The sequence below is a fragment of the Methylophilus sp. 3sh_L genome (assembly GCF_046766015.1).
Classification (GTDB): Bacteria; Pseudomonadota; Gammaproteobacteria; order Burkholderiales; family Methylophilaceae; genus Methylophilus.
The window spans coordinates 35,729-52,068 of the sequence record NZ_JBKOUF010000005.1; the positions used below are offsets into that span (position 1 = coordinate 35,729).

General features: G+C 51.0%; 18 protein-coding genes. 4 read left to right on the plus strand and 14 right to left on the minus strand.

The features are described 5' to 3' along the window. The 9 genes from era to rpoE all read right to left on the minus strand — a co-directional run bounded on the left by era (position 1) and on the right by rpoE (position 8,761). The gene (gene era / locus ACIDF8_RS10625; RefSeq protein WP_412010590.1) at positions 1 to 903 is read right to left on the minus strand and encodes a GTPase Era; all 903 of its coding nucleotides are present in this window, start codon (positions 901 to 903) and stop codon (positions 1 to 3) included. Further along, a complete protein-coding gene (gene rnc, locus ACIDF8_RS10630) occupies positions 900 to 1,571 on the minus strand; it encodes a ribonuclease III (protein WP_412010591.1) in 672 nt (223 codons plus the stop codon). Before rnc ends, era begins: the two co-directional genes overlap by 4 nt. A gap of 22 nt (positions 1,572 to 1,593) precedes the next feature. Beyond that, positions 1,594 to 1,947 (minus strand): DUF4845 domain-containing protein, encoded by a 354-nt coding sequence (locus ACIDF8_RS10635; protein ID WP_412010592.1) that lies wholly within the window; start codon positions 1,945 to 1,947, stop codon positions 1,594 to 1,596. 48 nt (positions 1,948 to 1,995) lie between these two features. Further along, positions 1,996 to 2,811, minus strand: coding sequence for a signal peptidase I (gene lepB / locus ACIDF8_RS10640; RefSeq protein ID WP_412010593.1), 816 nt, complete (start codon positions 2,809 to 2,811; stop codon positions 1,996 to 1,998). A 49-nt stretch (positions 2,812 to 2,860) separates the two neighbouring features. Next, entirely contained in the window at positions 2,861 to 4,660 is a 1,800-nt protein-coding gene (gene lepA, locus ACIDF8_RS10645) for a translation elongation factor 4 (RefSeq protein WP_412010594.1), read from the minus strand. A gap of 262 nt (positions 4,661 to 4,922) precedes the next feature. After that, a complete protein-coding gene (locus ACIDF8_RS10650; RefSeq protein ID WP_412010595.1) occupies positions 4,923 to 6,344 on the minus strand; it encodes a DegQ family serine endoprotease in 1,422 nt (473 codons plus the stop codon). Positions 6,345 to 6,575: 231 nt separating this feature from the next. Next, positions 6,576 to 7,529, minus strand: coding sequence for a MucB/RseB C-terminal domain-containing protein (locus ACIDF8_RS10655; RefSeq protein WP_412010725.1), 954 nt, complete (start codon positions 7,527 to 7,529; stop codon positions 6,576 to 6,578). A 38-nt stretch (positions 7,530 to 7,567) separates the two neighbouring features. Beyond that, on the minus strand, positions 7,568 to 8,032 hold the full coding sequence (locus tag ACIDF8_RS10660; protein ID WP_412010596.1) for a sigma-E factor negative regulatory protein: 465 nt from the start codon (positions 8,030 to 8,032) through the stop codon (positions 7,568 to 7,570). 99 nt (positions 8,033 to 8,131) lie between these two features. Next, the gene (gene rpoE / locus ACIDF8_RS10665) at positions 8,132 to 8,761 is read right to left on the minus strand and encodes an RNA polymerase sigma factor RpoE (protein WP_412010597.1); all 630 of its coding nucleotides are present in this window, start codon (positions 8,759 to 8,761) and stop codon (positions 8,132 to 8,134) included. A gap of 208 nt (positions 8,762 to 8,969) precedes the next feature. On the opposite strand from rpoE, the gene nadB reads away from it, so the two are divergent. From nadB to ACIDF8_RS10680, 3 genes are read left to right on the plus strand one after another with little or no spacing between them, the layout of a single operon-like run. Beyond that, positions 8,970 to 10,580: an L-aspartate oxidase gene (gene nadB / locus ACIDF8_RS10670; protein ID WP_412010598.1), complete on the plus strand. Its 1,611-nt coding sequence runs from the start codon at positions 8,970 to 8,972 to the stop codon at positions 10,578 to 10,580. A 3-nt stretch (positions 10,581 to 10,583) separates the two neighbouring features. Further along, on the plus strand, positions 10,584 to 11,063 hold the full coding sequence (locus tag ACIDF8_RS10675; RefSeq protein ID WP_412010599.1) for a thermonuclease family protein: 480 nt from the start codon (positions 10,584 to 10,586) through the stop codon (positions 11,061 to 11,063). A gap of 60 nt (positions 11,064 to 11,123) precedes the next feature. Further along, positions 11,124 to 11,603, plus strand: coding sequence for an FKBP-type peptidyl-prolyl cis-trans isomerase (locus ACIDF8_RS10680; protein WP_194749471.1), 480 nt, complete (start codon positions 11,124 to 11,126; stop codon positions 11,601 to 11,603). A gap of 343 nt (positions 11,604 to 11,946) precedes the next feature. Here ACIDF8_RS10680 and scpB read toward each other — a convergent pair whose 3' ends face one another. From scpB to ybeY, 3 genes are read right to left on the minus strand one after another with little or no spacing between them, the layout of a single operon-like run. Beyond that, a complete protein-coding gene (gene scpB / locus ACIDF8_RS10685) occupies positions 11,947 to 12,495 on the minus strand; it encodes an SMC-Scp complex subunit ScpB (RefSeq protein WP_412010600.1) in 549 nt (182 codons plus the stop codon). 1 nt (position 12,496) lies between these two features. Continuing rightward, a complete protein-coding gene (locus tag ACIDF8_RS10690; protein ID WP_412010601.1) occupies positions 12,497 to 13,294 on the minus strand; it encodes a segregation and condensation protein A in 798 nt (265 codons plus the stop codon). A gap of 37 nt (positions 13,295 to 13,331) precedes the next feature. Beyond that, positions 13,332 to 13,766 (minus strand): rRNA maturation RNase YbeY, encoded by a 435-nt coding sequence (gene ybeY / locus ACIDF8_RS10695; protein ID WP_412010602.1) that lies wholly within the window; start codon positions 13,764 to 13,766, stop codon positions 13,332 to 13,334. Between the two features lie 64 nt (positions 13,767 to 13,830). Here ybeY and tpiA point away from each other — a divergent pair, with 64 nt between their 5' ends. Further along, positions 13,831 to 14,613, plus strand: coding sequence for a triose-phosphate isomerase (gene tpiA, locus ACIDF8_RS10700; protein ID WP_412010603.1), 783 nt, complete (start codon positions 13,831 to 13,833; stop codon positions 14,611 to 14,613). A gap of 132 nt (positions 14,614 to 14,745) precedes the next feature. Here tpiA and ACIDF8_RS10705 read toward each other — a convergent pair whose 3' ends face one another. After that, positions 14,746 to 14,964, minus strand: a complete 219-nt coding sequence (locus ACIDF8_RS10705; RefSeq protein ID WP_412010604.1) for a hypothetical protein — start codon at positions 14,962 to 14,964, stop codon at positions 14,746 to 14,748. Between the two features lie 217 nt (positions 14,965 to 15,181). Next, positions 15,182 to 16,336, minus strand: coding sequence for a JmjC domain-containing protein (locus tag ACIDF8_RS10710; RefSeq protein WP_412010605.1), 1,155 nt, complete (start codon positions 16,334 to 16,336; stop codon positions 15,182 to 15,184). Positions 16,337 to 16,340: the final 4 nt, after the last annotated feature.

Sequence of the window (16,340 nt, forward strand, 5' to 3'; positions counted from 1 at the left end):
CTAGAAACCCAGGCTCTTTAATGCGCGGGCATCATCTGCCCAGCCGCCCTTAACCTTGACCCAGGTTTCGAGATAGACTTTAGAGCCAAACAGCTTTTCCATATCCTGGCGCGCTTCGGTTGAAATCTGTTTTAATTTCTCACCGCCCTTGCCGATGATCATGGGCTTCTGGCTTTCTTTATCGACAATAATGGCCGCAAAAATCCGGCGCAGGTTTTTCACCGTTTCAAATTTTTCAATTTCCACAGTCACCGAGTAAGGGACTTCATCCCCCAGCAGGCGGAACACTTTTTCGCGGACCAGCTCGGCCGCCAAAAAGCGCTCGTTCTTATCGGTCAGTTCATCTTCGGCGTAGATGGCGGGTTGCTCGGGCAAATGCTCGCGGATGGCCGCCAGCAACTCATCCAGGTAAAGATTCTTTTTGGCACTGACCGGGATAATGCCAGCAAACTCAAACAACAAATCAAAGTCCTGGATCAAGGGCAACAAATTCCCTTTATCGCCCATCAGGTCAGCCTTGTTAACGACCAGCAGCACCGGTTTATTTTTAGGCAACAGCTTAAGTACTAGCTCATCCGCCTCGCCCAGCTTCATCGGCTCGATCACAAACAACACGACGTCCACTTCGGTCAGCACCTGGGTGACGGTCTTATTGAGGGACTTATTGAGCGCATTGATATGCTTTTGCTGGAACCCTGGCGTATCGACAAACAGGAATTGCGTATCTTCGGTGGTATGAATGCCCAGCAAGCGGTGACGGGTGGTTTGCGCCTTACGCGAGGTAATCGCTAGTTTCATGCCCAAAATGTGGTTGAGCAAGGTCGACTTGCCCACATTGGGACGGCCTACAATGGCAATGGTGCCACAACGGAAATTGTCTGCGGCTGTTGTCTGTTCTGTCATGATTGTATGCTGTCCATGGCCAATTGGGCCGCTTGTTGCTCTGCCACGCGGCGGCTAGTGCCTACGCCAGTGGTCGTTAGTTTGAGCTTCTTAATAAAACATTGCACGGTAAACGTCTGCGCATGCGCTTCACCTTCAATGGAGACCACTTGGTACTCTGGTAAATCCATTTTTTTGCTTTGCAGGTATTCTTGTAATTGCGATTTGGCGTCTTTATCAATCGACTTAGGATCGATGGTTTGCAGTTTCTCGCGGTATAGCAAAGCAACGACTTGCTGGGCCGCATCAAAACCACCATCCAGATACACCGCACCCACGATGGCTTCCAGCGCATCCGCCAGGATAGAAGGCCGGCGCCAACCGGCACTCTTAAGCTCGCCCTCGCCCAGCTTGAGGGCATCGCCCAAATTCAGGCTGGTGGCTATTTCTGCCAGGCTGGCTTCTTTAACCAGTTTGGCCCTTAAGCGGCTTAAGTCGCCTTCAGGCAGGTGCGGAAACAAATTGAACAGCTGATGCGCAATAATAAAGTTTAAGACACTGTCACCTAGAAATTCCAGCCGCTCATTATTGATGGCCGAAAAGCTGCGGTGCGTCAGGGCTTGCTGTAGCAAATCCGGTTGCGAAAACGTATAGCCGATTCTGGTTTGTAAGACTGGGAGTGCGCTCATCTAATCACTATCACCCTAAGCCCTAAGGTTTGCTGACCGCATCAAAATCAATCAACAATGACATGGTCTCGGTCAACGGGATCTTTTTCTGGTAGCGCATGGCCACGGCTCCACTACTGATTTCAAGATCACGGCTGGAAACGTCTTTAATGCTATCGACCTCCATCTGACGGTCAAAGGCTGTACGCATCTGTTGTTCACTTTGCAGCATAGGATCATGCGCAATGCGGTTGATGGTGGATTGAATCGAGAAATATTCCATATAAGCAGGCAAGGCTTTTAACGCCACCAGGCCTAAAATGCCAAACGCGGTCAGGACCAGCAAAAAACCGATAAAACCGATGCCGTGTTGATCAGAAATCTTTGCGTCTTTCATGCATGCTTCCCTCAAGTAAGATGCTTCTCGCCACGGTTGTCCGCGCGATTAGCCAATACTTTGCCCGATACGGCGCCATTGGTCAAAATTAAACCAAATGAAGAAGGCCTTGCCGACCAGGTGCTTTTCAGCAACAAAGCCCCAAACTCGGCTGTCAGAGCTGTTATCGCGGTTATCGCCCATGGCAAAGTATTCGCCTTCAGGCACGGTAACCGTTTCACCTTGCATCAGGCGGTCGCCCAGGCTACCCGCACCATACTGGTTCATGATGTCATGAATCAGCACGTCATGCTTTACGTCACCCAATTGCTCGCTCAACCGTGAAGCGGTGACATCGACCGCACGCGCATTACCGCTTTCGTCATTCACGCTCAGCGCATACTGGTAAGGTGCAATAAAGTCCAGACTAATGACTTTGCCATTAATCGTCAATTGCTTGTCGCGATACTGGATTTTGTCACCCGGCAGGCCGACGACGCGCTTGATGTAGTCAATCGATGGGTCTGGCGGATAATGGAACACAAAGACATCGCCGCGCTGTGGCTTACCCATGGGATAAAACACATTATTGAGAATAGGCACGCGCAGGCCATAGGTGAATTTATTGACCAGTATATAATCCCCCGCCAACAGCGTCGGCATCATGGAGCCGGAAGGAATCTTGAATGGCTCAACGATAAATGAACGGACGGTAAATACCAGCAAAATCACCGGGAAAAAGCTTTTACTGTATTCCACGTACCAAGGGTCAGCGACCTCGCCGATGGCACCGGCCTGGCGTTGTTTGCGTAGCACCAGGATGTCGAGTAACCAGATCGCACCTGAGACCAGCAAAATGACCAACATAAAAATTGCAAAATACATGCTTGTTTCCTGAGTAAACATCATCACCGTGGGTGATGATAGATCGTGATTATTTATCTTCTACGCGCAAGATGGCCAGGAAGGCTTCTTGTGGAATCTCCACGTTGCCGACTTGCTTCATACGCTTTTTACCTTCTTTTTGTTTTTCCAGCAACTTGCGCTTACGCGTGATATCGCCACCATAACATTTGGCCAACACGTTTTTACGCATGGCTTTGACGGTTTCACGGGCAATAATATTGGCGCCGATCGAGGCCTGGATAGCAATATCAAACATCTGCCGCGGAATCAACTCACGCATTTTAGCCACCAGTTCGCGGCCACGGTAAATGCTGTTGGCCCGGTGCACAATCAGGCTCAATGCATCCACACGCTCACCGTTCACCATAATATCCAGCTTGACCAGGTCAGCCGCACGGAACTCGAGGAACTCGTAATCCATAGACGCATAACCACGCGAAACCGATTTGAGTTTATCAAAGAAATCGAGCACCACCTCATTCAGCGGCATCTCATAGCTCAGCATCACCTGGCGGCCCATATATTGCATATTGCGCTGCACACCGCGCTTGTTGTTACACAAGGTCATCACCGGCCCCACATAATCCTGCGGCATCAACAGGTTGACCACAATCATCGGCTCACGGATTTCTTCAATGCGTGAAGGCTCTGGCAAGCGTGATGGGTTTTCGATTTGTATGACGTCGCCGCTTTTGAGCAACAGCTCATAAATCACGGTTGGCGCGGTCGTAATCAGGTCCATATCGTACTCACGCTCCAGGCGCTCTTGTACGATTTCCATATGCAGCAAGCCGAGGAATCCACAACGGAAACCAAAGCCCAATGCCGTAGAGTTTTCCGGCTCGAACTGCAAGCTGGAGTCGTTCAGGCTTAACTTTTCCAGCGCGGTACGCAATGACTCAAACTGGTTGGACTCGACCGGGTACAAGCCGGCAAACACTTGCGGTTTGACCTCTTTAAACCCCGGCAATGGCTCGGCGGCAGACTTACCAGCCCCAGCCAGGGTCACCGTATCGCCGACCTTGGCCGCAGCCAGCTCTTTAATCCCGGCAATAATAAAACCTACCTCACCGGCACTCAGTTGCGGGCGCTGTAGCGATTTAGGCGTGAACACGCCCACCTGCTCACACAGGTATTCGGCACCAGTCGCCATCAGGCGGATTTTCTCCTTGGCGCGCAGCACACCATCCACCACACGCACCAGCATGACCACGCCCACATAGTTATCAAACCAGGCGTCGATCACCAGCGCTTTCAATGGCGCATTGACGTCGCCTTTGGGGGGCGGCACTTTGGCAACCACTTCCTCCAGCACATCACGCACACCTTCGCCAGTTTTGGCTGAGCAACGTACCGCATCAGTCGCATCCACCCCAATCACATCTTCGATTTCCTGCGACACGCGCACAGGATCCGCCGAGGGCAAGTCGATCTTGTTCAGGACGGGGGTCACTTCTACACCCAGATCAATCGCGGTATAACAGTTAGCCACGCTTTGTGCTTCAACACCTTGTGAAGCATCCACCACCAGCAAAGCACCTTCGCAGGCTGATAAAGAGCGGCTCACTTCATAGCTGAAGTCGACGTGCCCAGGCGTATCAATCAGGTTTAGGAAATAGGTTTCGCCGTTATTGGCTTTGTATTGCAAGGCAGCGGTTTGTGCTTTGATGGTAATGCCGCGTTCACGCTCGATATCCATGCTATCAAGCACTTGCGCTTCCATCTCACGGGCTTCGAGGCCACCACACAACTGGATAATGCGGTCAGCCAAGGTAGATTTGCCGTGATCAATGTGGGCAATAATCGAAAAATTACGAATATTTTTCATGTTCTGTTATGCGTTATTTACAAGCAAGAAAGGCGCTTGAAGCGCCTTTCAAATCGTGCGTATTTTACAGCAAATGTATGAATATCAGTGATTTATTTTACCTGCCTGCACAATCCTCCACGCGCTTTAAGCACGCAGATTCCTGCAATAAAATCCGCCCGCATGATGGGTATAAAACACAACTTCTGTGGTGGAAAACTCCTGCGCTAAACACAAAAAGACAGGTCACCCTGTCTTTTTGTTTACTGCAACCACCCGCCTCTTACTTTACTTTAATTGGCACATACAGCGTGCTTTCAGCGCGCTGCACCAGCACGGCAATCGTTTTGCCACTTGGGACAGCATTAATTTGCTTATTAAAGGTATCCACACTTTGGCTTTCATTATTATTCAGGCCAAGGATCACATCCCCACGGCGGATACCAGCCTGAGCAGCCGCACCCACACTTTCGATCACCAGCAAGCCGTTCTTGCCATTGAGCTTTTTCTTCTGCTGCGGGGTTAACTCACGCAAAGTCAAACCAATTTTATTGGACTCAGACTTTGCCGGCTCTTTGCTTGTTGCGGCAGCCTCAGTTTGCTCACTTGGCATTTCACCTACGCCTAATTGCAAGGTTTTATTATTCCCTTTCCGCAGGATTTCGACTGGCACGACTTTACCAGGCTTGGTGGCGGCCACCACACGCGGCAAATCACTCGAAACCGCAATCGGCTTACCATCAAACTTGAGAATAATGTCACCGACTTCCAAGCCCCCTTTATCAGCTGGACTGTTTTTCTCCACGCCGGCAATTAAGGCACCACTGGTTTGCTTGAGGCCAAATGACTCAGCCAGATCCTTGGTCACCTCTTGAATACCTATGCCTAACCAACCGCGTGAAATTCGGCCATTCGCTTTGAGCTGGTTGGAGATATCAATCGCAACATCAATCGGAATACTGAATGACAAGCCCATGGAGCCGCCATTCTTGCTGTAAATTTGCGAGTTGATACCGACCACCTCACCGCGCAAGTTAAACAGCGGCCCACCCGAGTTACCTGGATTGATCGCCACATCCGTTTGGATGAATGGTACGTAGTTTTCTTGCGGCAGGGCACGGCCCTTGGCACTGACAATGCCCGCCGTCATCGTATTCTCCAGGCCAAAAGGTGAGCCAATCGCGGCCACCCATTCACCGACCTTGAGCGCATTTGGGTCGCCCACCGTGACCTTAGGCAAGCCTGTCGCTTCAATCTTGATCAACGCCACGTCAGTCCGCTTGTCGGCGCCAATAATCTTGGCTTTAAACTCACGCTTGTCATAGAGCTTGACCAAGACTTCATCGGCCTCGTTCACAACATGCGCGTTGGTTAAAATATAACCATCACTACTGATGATAAACCCTGAGCCCAAAGACTGGGTTTTATAATCCTGCCCGCCTTCCTGACCAGGCATGCCGGGCATCCCAGGAATACCGAAGCGGCGCAAAAACTCTTGTAAGTTCTCATCGTTTGGCATGCCAGGGAACCCAATGGCACCGCCACCATGTACCACTGACGTAATACTGATATTGACTACCGCTGGCCCTTGTTTTTCGGCCAACTCCGTAAAATCTGGCAAATCCTTGGCCTGGACAGACATCACCGGCTGCGTCAAAGTCACAGCACAGGCGAACATGAAGCCAGAAATCCATCGTCTCATCATGATTATTCCTATCATTTAATGATTATAAAAAGAGTCGTTGATTGACCACGCCTTTAGCGAGGGCGTGGTGTGTGCTACTTAAAGCAAATGGTGCCATTGCCTGAAATTACAAGCGCCAACGGACAAAAAGCAGAAAAAACGGCACCCTCTAGCACATTGGGGATCGATATTAACGTTGAAATATTGCGGCATGATTTCAAAAATTCTTAAGGAACCACGCATTCACAATATTTATTTTTTGAAGGTCACTTGCTGCGCAATTTGCTCTACAGTTTGTGCAGGCACTTCGCCCACCACGACCAGTTGGTAGCCATTCAGGACATGGGCGTAAACATTGGTTGAGCCCATACTCTTCTTACCGACCCGCGGCTGCATGCCTTTCACCATAGGCTCAACAAACAAGGAGACTGAAGCGAGGCCATCAGAAAAAATTAATTGCTGGACGGGCGCCGAACGGCCAGGCACCTTAAGGCTAATCTGGTCTACTTTTTTATAGCCCGTGGGCAAGTTAGGCACCACAAGGTTATCTTCAACATGGGTCAACTCAGTGGTGTCGTCCATGACATAAGGCTTGGTCGCATCAATCTTGGGCTGAAACCAATCCAGATCTTTGGTATGCAGCATGGAAACCTGGTTAAAACCGATTTGCTCCAATGTATGCCCTTGCATGTCCAGCATGCTCATTTTGAGCAGCAAGCCATATTCTGTATCAGACCAGATGCGATACTGATAGCGCAGGTTGTCATTTGGCACCATGTCTATCACTTGCGCCAAGCGGCCTGCAATACGCTCCTGGCCAACATACTTAAGCTTATAATTTTGCTTGAGTGGAAACAGCTGGGTCGGCAGCATCGCCGGGAACAGATTTTGTCCGCGGCGTTTTTCAATCACAACCTTGTCATTTTTGGCGTTAAAAATGACTATATCATCGCCTTCACTAAAGACTTCACGCGGCCGACCATCCAGCACAACGTTGCGCGTGAATTCGCGGCCACCTTCATAAATGTGGGTAATTTGAACCGAACGGATCATGGAGCCATTGTGATACACAAACAGCCCCTGATAATTGAGCTCCCTGGCAGCAGAAGCCGTTTTTTGCATGGTTGACCATAGATCTTCTTCAGCAACGGCTACCTGCTGAAATACAAACAGGCAGGCCATCGAAGCAACAATCCGCCCAAACATACCAGTCACCACAACCAATTGATTAATCAAGGAAATATTTACTCGCCAGCCGTATAAGCAACGTTTTGTGTGTAGTAAGTGACACTGGTCGGCGCATAGTTATGATGTGCCATCACATATTGCTCGGTATCATTATCGGCAATTTGTGCAGGCGTGCCCATTTCTGGCTGATCAAGCACAAACATCCCGACAAAAAAAGCGGCTGCCACAGAAGCAGCAATAGACCAGGTGTATTTATTAAAACGGGGGCGGATATGCGTCACTTTATCAGCGTTTGCAATTGCCTGCGGCGCCAGGATAGTTGGCTCGTTATCCAGCTCAGCCATGATACGGCTTGTCATGTCAGATTGCATCCAGGCCTCATCGCGCATCACATCACGGATGATGTGGTAATCACGCCAGGCTTGCGCCACCTCTCCGGTGGATTTGGCTGCAAAAAAAATATGCTCACAGCGCTCAACATCGACCTCACCGTCGACCAAGGCAGATAATTGCTGCTTCATAATAACCCCAAATCAATCAATGTTTTTATGTTAGCATTTAACAAAAAATTTGTCATAACACCTACACACCCAATCAAGTTTTTATAACGAATCATGCCACTACCAGCGTTTATGCTGTGGCGTATCCAACAACGGCCGCAATTTGGCTGCAATGGTTTCGCGTGCACGGAAAATGCGTGAACGAACCGTACCAATCGGGCATTGCATCACGCTGGCAATGTCCTCGTAACTCAATCCTTCAAGCTCGCGCAAGGTAATCGCCGTGCGCAACTCTTCTGGCAAGGCGGCAATGGCATCATTAACGGTTTGCGCAATTTCCTTGGTCATCAGAGACGTTTCTGGCGTCTCCAGAGTACGCATATCGTCACCTTCTTCGAAATTTTCTACATCTTCAATTTCGACATCCTGCATCACCTGCGGCTTACGGCCCATGGAAACCAGGTAATTCTTGGCCGTATTAATGCCAATCCTGTATAGCCAGGTGTAAAAAGCACTGTCACCACGGAAGCTGTGCAGTGCACGGTAAGCCTTAATAAAAGACTCTTGCACCACGTCTTCTACTTCCGCCTGGTCACGGATCATGCGCGACAACAAACGACCCAACTTGCGATGGTATTTTTCCACCAGCATCCCAAAGGCACGTTTGTCGCCTTGCTGAGCCCGTTCAACCAACATTTGGTCAAACTCTTTGTTCTCTTGCTGTTTGGCGTTCGCCGCCTGAACAGTCATATCGCGATGACTCCCTTGGGTAATTTTATGATTGGGAGTAGTATACGCTTTTGTGTTATTTTCGACGAACCCAGTGCGCGTTAACGCCTCTAAATTTGCTGTGTGTAACATCGTCTCATCCCTTAATATTGTTTGCAGTTGCAACACGCAATGCAGACTTTAATATGACTAGCCCCCTCTGCAAAAGTTCCGTTGACCGCTCCAGCTTATGAACAAAGTGTTTGATGTTTTGATTATTGGCAGCGGACTCGCTGGACAATCACTCGCGTTACGCCTTGCAGATGACTACCGGGTCTGCATCCTGAGCAAACGCGAACTCGCCATGAGTGCCAGCAATTGGGCGCAAGGGGGGATTGCCGCCGTACTGAATAGCGAAGACTCGGTAGAAGCCCATATTAAAGATACGCTGGATGCGGGTGCAGGCTTGTGCGACAGCGAGGTGACACGCATGGTCGTCACCAATGGCCGCGACAGCATAGACTGGCTATTGCAGCAAGGGGTGAATTTTACGCGCGAGGCCCAAGATGACCGCCTGCACCTCACCCGCGAGGGAGGGCACAGTCACCGTCGCGTGGTCCATGTCGCAGATGCCACCGGCCAAGCCGTGCAAACCACCCTGACAGACCGTGTACGCGCCCACCCAAACATTACCATTCTCGAACACCACATTGCGGTGGACCTGATTACCACCCATAAGTTGTTTAAACAAACCGAGAATGACGGCCCTAACCGCTGCCTGGGGGCGTATGTACTGAATAACCAGACCGGTAAGGTCATCACGCTGTCGGCACAATACACTGTTGCGGCCACCGGCGGCGCGGGCAAAGTCTACCTTTACACCACGAACCCGGACATCAGTACTGGCGACGGAATTGCCATGGCCTGGCGGGCAGGTTGCCGCGTCGCCAACCTGGAGTTTGTGCAGTTTCATCCGACGTGTCTTTATCACCCGCATGCCAAATCTTTTTTAATTTCTGAAGTGCTGCGTGGAGAAGGTGGTTTATTGTTACTGCCTGACGGTACGCGTTTCATGCCCTGGCACGACGAACGTGCTGAACTCGCCCCGCGCGATGTGGTGGCACGTGCGATTGACTTCGAGATGAAAAAGCGTGGGCTGGATTGTGTTTATCTGGACATCAGCCACAAGCCCCTGGCGTTCATTCAATCCCACTTTCCTAACATTTACCAGCGCTGTCTGCAGTTGGGGATAGATATCAGTAAACAACCAATCCCCGTGGTGCCGGCAGCGCACTACACCTGTGGCGGGGTGATGACCGACATTCATGGCCGCACTGACATTGACTGCCTGTATGCCATCGGCGAAACCGCCTGCACAGGCTTGCATGGGGCTAACCGGTTAGCTAGCAATTCCTTGCTGGAATGCCTGGCCTTTAGCCGCAGCTGCGCTGAAGACATCCGGGCACTAGGCCAGCAACCCACCATTTCGCTGCCAGACTGGGACGAAAGCCGCGTCACCGACGCCGATGAAGAAGTGCTCATCACCCACACCTGGGATGAACTACGGCGGTTCATGTGGAACTACGTTGGTATTGTACGCACCACCAAACGCCTAAGCCGTGCCCTCCATCGGATTCATATGTTGCGGGATGAAGTGCATGAGTTTTACAGTAACTTTAAAGTTAGTCACGACTTGATTGAGTTGCGCAACCTTTTACAGGTGGCTGAGCTGATTGTACGCAGCGCCATTGAACGCCATGAAAGCCGCGGCCTGCATTACAGCAAAGATTACCCTGACCTGCTGCCGGAAGCGATCCCTACCGTGCTGACGCCAGACAATTACACCAGCCTGCTTGATTAGCCTATGGCAAAGCATCTCCTTGTCAGCGGCACACTGCTGGCACTGTGCTCGCCCCTGATGGCCACGCCTGTGCTGGAAAAAGTGATTGATGGCGATACGGTGCAGATTCAGGATCAGGATCGCCATTACCGCTTACGCTTGCTGGATATTGATGCACCCGAATTACATCAAGCCTTTGGCAAGCATTCCCGCCGAACCTTGATGCAACTGTGTGCCAACAAAACAGTTTCGATAACGACCCAAGGGCTGGATCCCTATGGCAGACAGCTGGGGTATCTCTATTGCGATGGCACAGAAGCAAACCAGTCACAGATCGCGCCAGGCATGGCCTGGTTTAATGACCGTTACTCCAAACGCACGGCATTACAGACCCTGCAGCGACAAGCGCAAGCACAAGGCCTGGGTCTGTGGCAATCAGCGCACCCCATGCCACCCTGGCAATGGCGTAAATTATACGGCCAACATTATCGTCATCAAGACTGACACTGGCACCACAATATCCTTTAGAATATTGTTTTATCAGCGAACTTTAGGATGCAAGACATGCAAGTAGCAATGAACACCGTGGTCTCCATGACCTATAAACTGCAAAATAGTGATGGCGACATTCTGGAAGAAAGCCAGGAGCCGGTGGCCTACCTGCACGGCGGTTATGACAATATTTTCCCTAAAGTGGAAGAAGCCATGCACGGCAAAAATGTTGGCGACAAGGTAGAGGTGAGCCTGGACCCAGAAGATGCTTTCGGTGAATACGACGACAACCTGGTGCAAATTGAACCGGCCAGCGCCTTCCCAAGCAAAGATCTGAAAGTAGGCATGCAATTTGAAGGTGAAGACGAAACCGGCGACGTGATCCTCTACACCATCACCGATATTGCCGATGGTAAAGTCGTCGTGGATGGCAACCACCCCTGGGCTGGCCAACGCCTGCTGTTTACCGCCACGATCGCAAGCGTACGCTCTGCCAATCAAGAAGAAATCGAGCACCAGCATGTGCATGGTGCAGGTGGCCATCACCATTAATGCACCGGCCAGCAAGGCTGGCAGTGTTGACTCCCAGCTGGCGCAGCCCTGCGCCAGCATCCACCCCATCCAGAGTAAGGCTAGCCCCTCTCCTGAGGTACTGATTAGCAAATTTCAAAGCGTCTTTTGTGATCTCAGCAAACAATAAGACCTCACCCTTCTCAACTGACAAAATCCCACCAGCCGGGCCTAAAAAACATCACTATGGATGTTGACCGCCACGCGGCCCAATAGCGGCAAGCACATCCCCGGCATAAAACCGGGCATCCGTTAGCGTGCTTAACTTTGATCTAGGGCTTACGGAAAAATCAGGATTGAACGTGGCAATGCAGGATTACAAGCCTTATTCTTGCGGCATGTCGACCTGGGCCAAGACTTCAAAAGGTGGCAACTCAGCCAGCGAACGCAAATTCAAGTCATCGAGAAAATGTTTGGTCGTCGCATATAACGATGGCCTCCCCGGCACTTCACGCTGACCAACGATATCAATCCAATCCCGCTCTTGCAATTGACGGATGACATTCGGGTTCACGGCCACCCCGCGGATTTGCTCAATATCGCCGCGCGTCACCGGTTGACGGTAGGCAATAATCGCCAGCGTCTCCATCACGGCCCGTGAATACTTTGGCTGACGCTCGGGATTGAGGCGCGCCAGATATTCGCTATATTTAGCCTTGGCCTGAAAGCGGTAACCGCTGGCGACTTGTACCAGGTCCAGCGTTTTATCCAACCAGTCAGCTTTAAGCTCATCCAGTAACATGCGTAACGTGGCGCGTTCCATGCGTCCGGCAAATAATTTGAGCAAGTCATCGAGTGAAAGCGGCTGCGGCGAGGTCAGTAAAGCGGCTTCCAGCACCTGCTTCATTTCGGCGACGTTGTCTGGGGTATGCATATTACACCTCCCGGCCTGAGCTGTTCGCTTGCAGATAAATCGTGCCAAAGGCTTCCTGCTGCGTGATCAAAATCAGCCCTTCTTTCGCCAGTTCGAGCATTGCCAGAAAATTGACCACCAGCTTAGGCACGCCCTCAGCTTCAATATCAAACAGTTCGTCAAACCGCAACACCGGCGTCACAGATAACCGCCGCAATAATAGACTCATGTGCTCACGCACCGACAACTCCGCCCGCCCCAACTTGTGATGCTGGTTAAGCTTGGCACGCTTAAGCACATTCCGCCAGGCATCCACCAAGTCGTCCAGACTCACTTCAGGCGGTTTAACCAAAGAGACACGCTCGTAATAAGCCGCAGCCACCTCAATGTCCACACCGACTTTGGGCATGTCCTCCAGCCGCTGGGCCGCTTGCTTGATCGCCTCGTACTCTATCAACCGTTTAACCAATTCCGCGCGGGGATCCTCTTCTTCCTCAACGTCGGGCGGTTTGGGCAGCAACATGCGGGATTTGATTTCGATCAGCATCGCAGACATAAGCAAATATTCAGCCGCCAACTCCAGATTAATGGCTTTCATCTTTTCCACATAATCCATATATTGCGTGGTGAGTTGGGCCATCGGGATATCAAGAATATCCAGATTATGCTTACGGATCAGATACAGCAATAAATCCAGCGGGCCCTCAAAGGTTTCAAGATAAACCTCTAAGGCATCCGGCGGGATATACAAATCTTGCGGCAGCGACGAAAGTAGCTCACCCTTGATTTTGACTTGACTGCTAGTGGCTGAGAGTTCCATACAAAGATTGTAACGGCTTGTGTATTACGCTTAAAGCTTATTCAGCATAAGGGTTGGGAAAGCCTAATTTTTGCATAATGGCGATCTCCATTGCCTCCATCAAGGACGCCTGTGCCTCAACCTCGTGATCGTAGCCATGCATGTGCAACACGCCATGGACCGTCATATGTGCATAATGTGCCAGCAGCGGCTTGCCCTGCTCTTGCGCCTCACGCGCAATCACAGGTGCACAAATAACGATATCCCCCATCAAATAAGGCTCCTCGGCTAACGGAAAAGTGAGCACATTGGTCGCATAATCCTTGCCGCGGTAACTCGCATTCAGTTGCCGGCCATCGTCTGCATCGACAATGCGGATGGTCAGGCTGGTGTCCACCCGCAAGCTGGCGCGGATCCAGCGCTTGAACTGCGACAAGCTTGGCACATTTGTAGCATCGGTTGCCACTTGTAATGAAAAATCGAGTTGAGGCATAGCATCAAGTTTTAGGTACAATATCCGACATTATAGAAAGAAAACCCTTAAAGGAAATGGTGTGATGACAAATCGCCCCAAGCTGGTCGTTGCCAACCGCAAAATGAACGGCAGCTTGCCAGACAATGCCCAATTCATGCAAAGCGTATTGCAGCAGACGCGCCATCACCGAGCGCGTTATGCGGTCTGCCCGCCACATCCCTACTTGCACCAGGCACAACAACTTTTGCAAAATAGCCACATTGCCTGGGGCGGGCAAAACATGAGCCGCTATGAGCGTGGCGCCTATACCGGCTCAGTTTCACCGCTCATGCTTAAGGAATTCGGTTGTAGCTATGTGATCATCGGTCACTCCGAACGCCGCTTGCGTGGCCATGAAAGTGACGAAACCTGTGGTGAGCGCTTTGAAGCTGCACTGAAGGCTGGCTTGACTCCGATCTTGTGTATGGGCGAGACGCTGGAAGAATACGAACTTGGCGAAACCGACCTCGTCGTTGTGCGCCAGTTGAATCCAGTGATTGCCCATGTTGGCATTCAGGCACTGGCTAAAGGCGTCATTGCCTATGAACCCATCTGGGCCATTGGCACCGGTAAAGCGGCCAGCCCCCAGCATGCTCAGGCCATTCTGTCTTTTATCCGTGGCCACATTGGCCTATTGGACGAGCAGGTGGCTGAAGAGATTACCTTGTTATACGGCGGCAGTGTTAATCCAAGTAACGCAGCACAGTTGATGAGCATGCCGGATGTCGACGGCGGACTGGTCGGCGGCGCATCATTGGTGGTAGAGGACTTCATTCAAATCTGCCAGATTGCCAACGAGCTGTCTTCCCTCAAGTCTGCTGCGTAAAACAGTCTGCTTCGTAAAAAACCGTAATTACGCAAGCCTACAATTAAAACTAACTACCTTCGCAACCAATAAAAAAGCCGACTTTCGTCGGCTTTTCTACATCCAAGTAAAACCAGATTACGGATGTCTGGATTACTTAGCTTCTTCAGCAGGAGCAGCTTCAGCAGGCGCAGCTTCAGCAGGAGCAGCTTCGGCTGGTGCAGCTTCAGCAGGAGCTTCAGCAGCAGGAGCTTCAGCAGCTGGGGCTTCAGCAGCAGGAGCTTCAGCAGCAGGAGCTTCTTCAGCTGGTTTTTCACCACAAGCAGTCAAAGCCAAAGCCAACAATGCAGCCAACAATGCAGAACGTGTCATCTTTATTTCCTTAGTATGTATGAGCAAAAAATTATGTACGGGCAACGCTGCAGATTGCAGAATCAACCGAGTAAAAAAATTGTATCAGCAATTGATTAAAAAAAGAACGAAAAACCAGTGAAAAAGAAAGGATTTTTTTGTGTCAGAACAACAACTCTGTGTTTTTTTCACAAAAAAAACCGCAAAATCCTTTGCCACCAATACAAACTCAACAGAATTAATCAGGAAAATGCAGGTATCCAGCCAAGTAAACGCCGTGCAACCACGGCAGTAAAGCCTGAATGGCAGCCGTTTGGCAATCTAGCGCTGTCAGTACGCGTTGATTGGCGAGTTTGTTCAGCAAGTCTCCCGCGGCTGCAGGCAGGTTCACCGCCTCCCCATTGATAAAGTATTGGCCTTGCCAATGCAGCATTTGCGTCTGTAAATCCATCGCTAAACCGGATTGCTGGGCACGTTGCAAAAACTTCTCAGCACCCAATTTGCGGTTAGGTGAGAACATCACATAGGCCTTAGGTTCTGAAAAATACTTTGCCAGAAACGGCCCCAATTGCTCCGGCTGCCAGGGTAAACGGCGCAACATCTCAGCGACGTTATTCACCATCTGCGCATCAATCGCAGCGGCATCCTGAACCGGTTGCAGTCCGGGATCCCGGTATAACTCATCAGGCATTGATTCCTGGCGGCAAGCTTCCAAGAACTCAATCGCCAACTCACGCGCGGCTGGAGACCTGAAGCCTATCGAATAGGTCATACAATCATCATCTTCGGCAATGCCCCAATGCGCGACATTCGGCGGCAGATAGAGCATGTCCCCAGGGGCTAACACCCACTCTTGCTCACATTCAAAGTGCGACAAAATACGCAATGGCGCATCGGCAATCAATCTCAAGTCTGTTTGCTGGCTGATACGCCAGCGGCGGTGACCCGCGCCTTGTAACAAAAAGACATCGTAGCTGTCGATGTGGGGCCCGACGCCACCGCCAGCAGGCGCGTAACTGACCATGACATCATCCAGCCTGGCATTGGGGACAAAATTAAACTGCGACAACAAGGCTTGCGCCTCTGGTAACACATGATTCACCCCTTGCACCAGCAAAGTCCAGTGGCGCTCTGGCAAACTGGTGAAGTCTTCGTCGTCGAAGGGGCCTTGCCTGACCTGCCAGCCCTCACCCTGCTGCATCCGCTCCGGATCAAACTGGATCAGCCTGGCTGGCACCTCGGCCTCACAGGCCAGCCCCGCCAGCTCGCTTGGGCTCAGCAATCCCTCAAAACCTGGCATTGCCCCGCGGATCAATAATGGTTTTTTTTGCCAATAGTCGGCCATGAATTGCGCGGGGCTGAGTCCGTTAAGTAAGGTCAAGGCTTGATGCATGATA

Coding starts and splice junctions, on each gene's coding strand:
- scpB (WP_412010600.1), bottom strand. CDS start 12,495: ATGCATACCCCAGACAACGTCGCCGAAATGAAGCAGGTGCTGGAAGCC.
- ACIDF8_RS10710 (WP_412010605.1), bottom strand. CDS start 16,336: ATGCATCAAGCCTTGACCTTACTTAACGGACTCAGCCCCGCGCAATTC.
- ACIDF8_RS10650 (WP_412010595.1), bottom strand. CDS start 6,344: ATGATGAGACGATGGATTTCTGGCTTCATGTTCGCCTGTGCTGTGACT.
- ACIDF8_RS10635 (WP_412010592.1), bottom strand. CDS start 1,947: ATGAAAGACGCAAAGATTTCTGATCAACACGGCATCGGTTTTATCGGT.
- rpoE (WP_412010597.1), bottom strand. CDS start 8,761: ATGACTGTTCAGGCGGCGAACGCCAAACAGCAAGAGAACAAAGAGTTT.
- nadB (WP_412010598.1), top strand. CDS start 8,970: ATGAACAAAGTGTTTGATGTTTTGATTATTGGCAGCGGACTCGCTGGA.
- ACIDF8_RS10680 (WP_194749471.1), top strand. CDS start 11,124: ATGCAAGTAGCAATGAACACCGTGGTCTCCATGACCTATAAACTGCAA.
- lepA (WP_412010594.1), bottom strand. CDS start 4,660: ATGAAAAATATTCGTAATTTTTCGATTATTGCCCACATTGATCACGGC.
- ybeY (WP_412010602.1), bottom strand. CDS start 13,766: ATGCCTCAACTCGATTTTTCATTACAAGTGGCAACCGATGCTACAAAT.
- ACIDF8_RS10660 (WP_412010596.1), bottom strand. CDS start 8,032: ATGAAGCAGCAATTATCTGCCTTGGTCGACGGTGAGGTCGATGTTGAG.
- rnc (WP_412010591.1), bottom strand. CDS start 1,571: ATGAGCGCACTCCCAGTCTTACAAACCAGAATCGGCTATACGTTTTCG.
- lepB (WP_412010593.1), bottom strand. CDS start 2,811: ATGTATTTTGCAATTTTTATGTTGGTCATTTTGCTGGTCTCAGGTGCG.
- ACIDF8_RS10655 (WP_412010725.1), bottom strand. CDS start 7,529: ATGTTTGGGCGGATTGTTGCTTCGATGGCCTGCCTGTTTGTATTTCAG.
- ACIDF8_RS10690 (WP_412010601.1), bottom strand. CDS start 13,294: ATGGAACTCTCAGCCACTAGCAGTCAAGTCAAAATCAAGGGTGAGCTA.
- era (WP_412010590.1), bottom strand. CDS start 903: ATGACAGAACAGACAACAGCCGCAGACAATTTCCGTTGTGGCACCATT.
- ACIDF8_RS10705 (WP_412010604.1), bottom strand. CDS start 14,964: ATGACACGTTCTGCATTGTTGGCTGCATTGTTGGCTTTGGCTTTGACT.
- tpiA (WP_412010603.1), top strand. CDS start 13,831: ATGACAAATCGCCCCAAGCTGGTCGTTGCCAACCGCAAAATGAACGGC.
- ACIDF8_RS10675 (WP_412010599.1), top strand. CDS start 10,584: ATGGCAAAGCATCTCCTTGTCAGCGGCACACTGCTGGCACTGTGCTCG.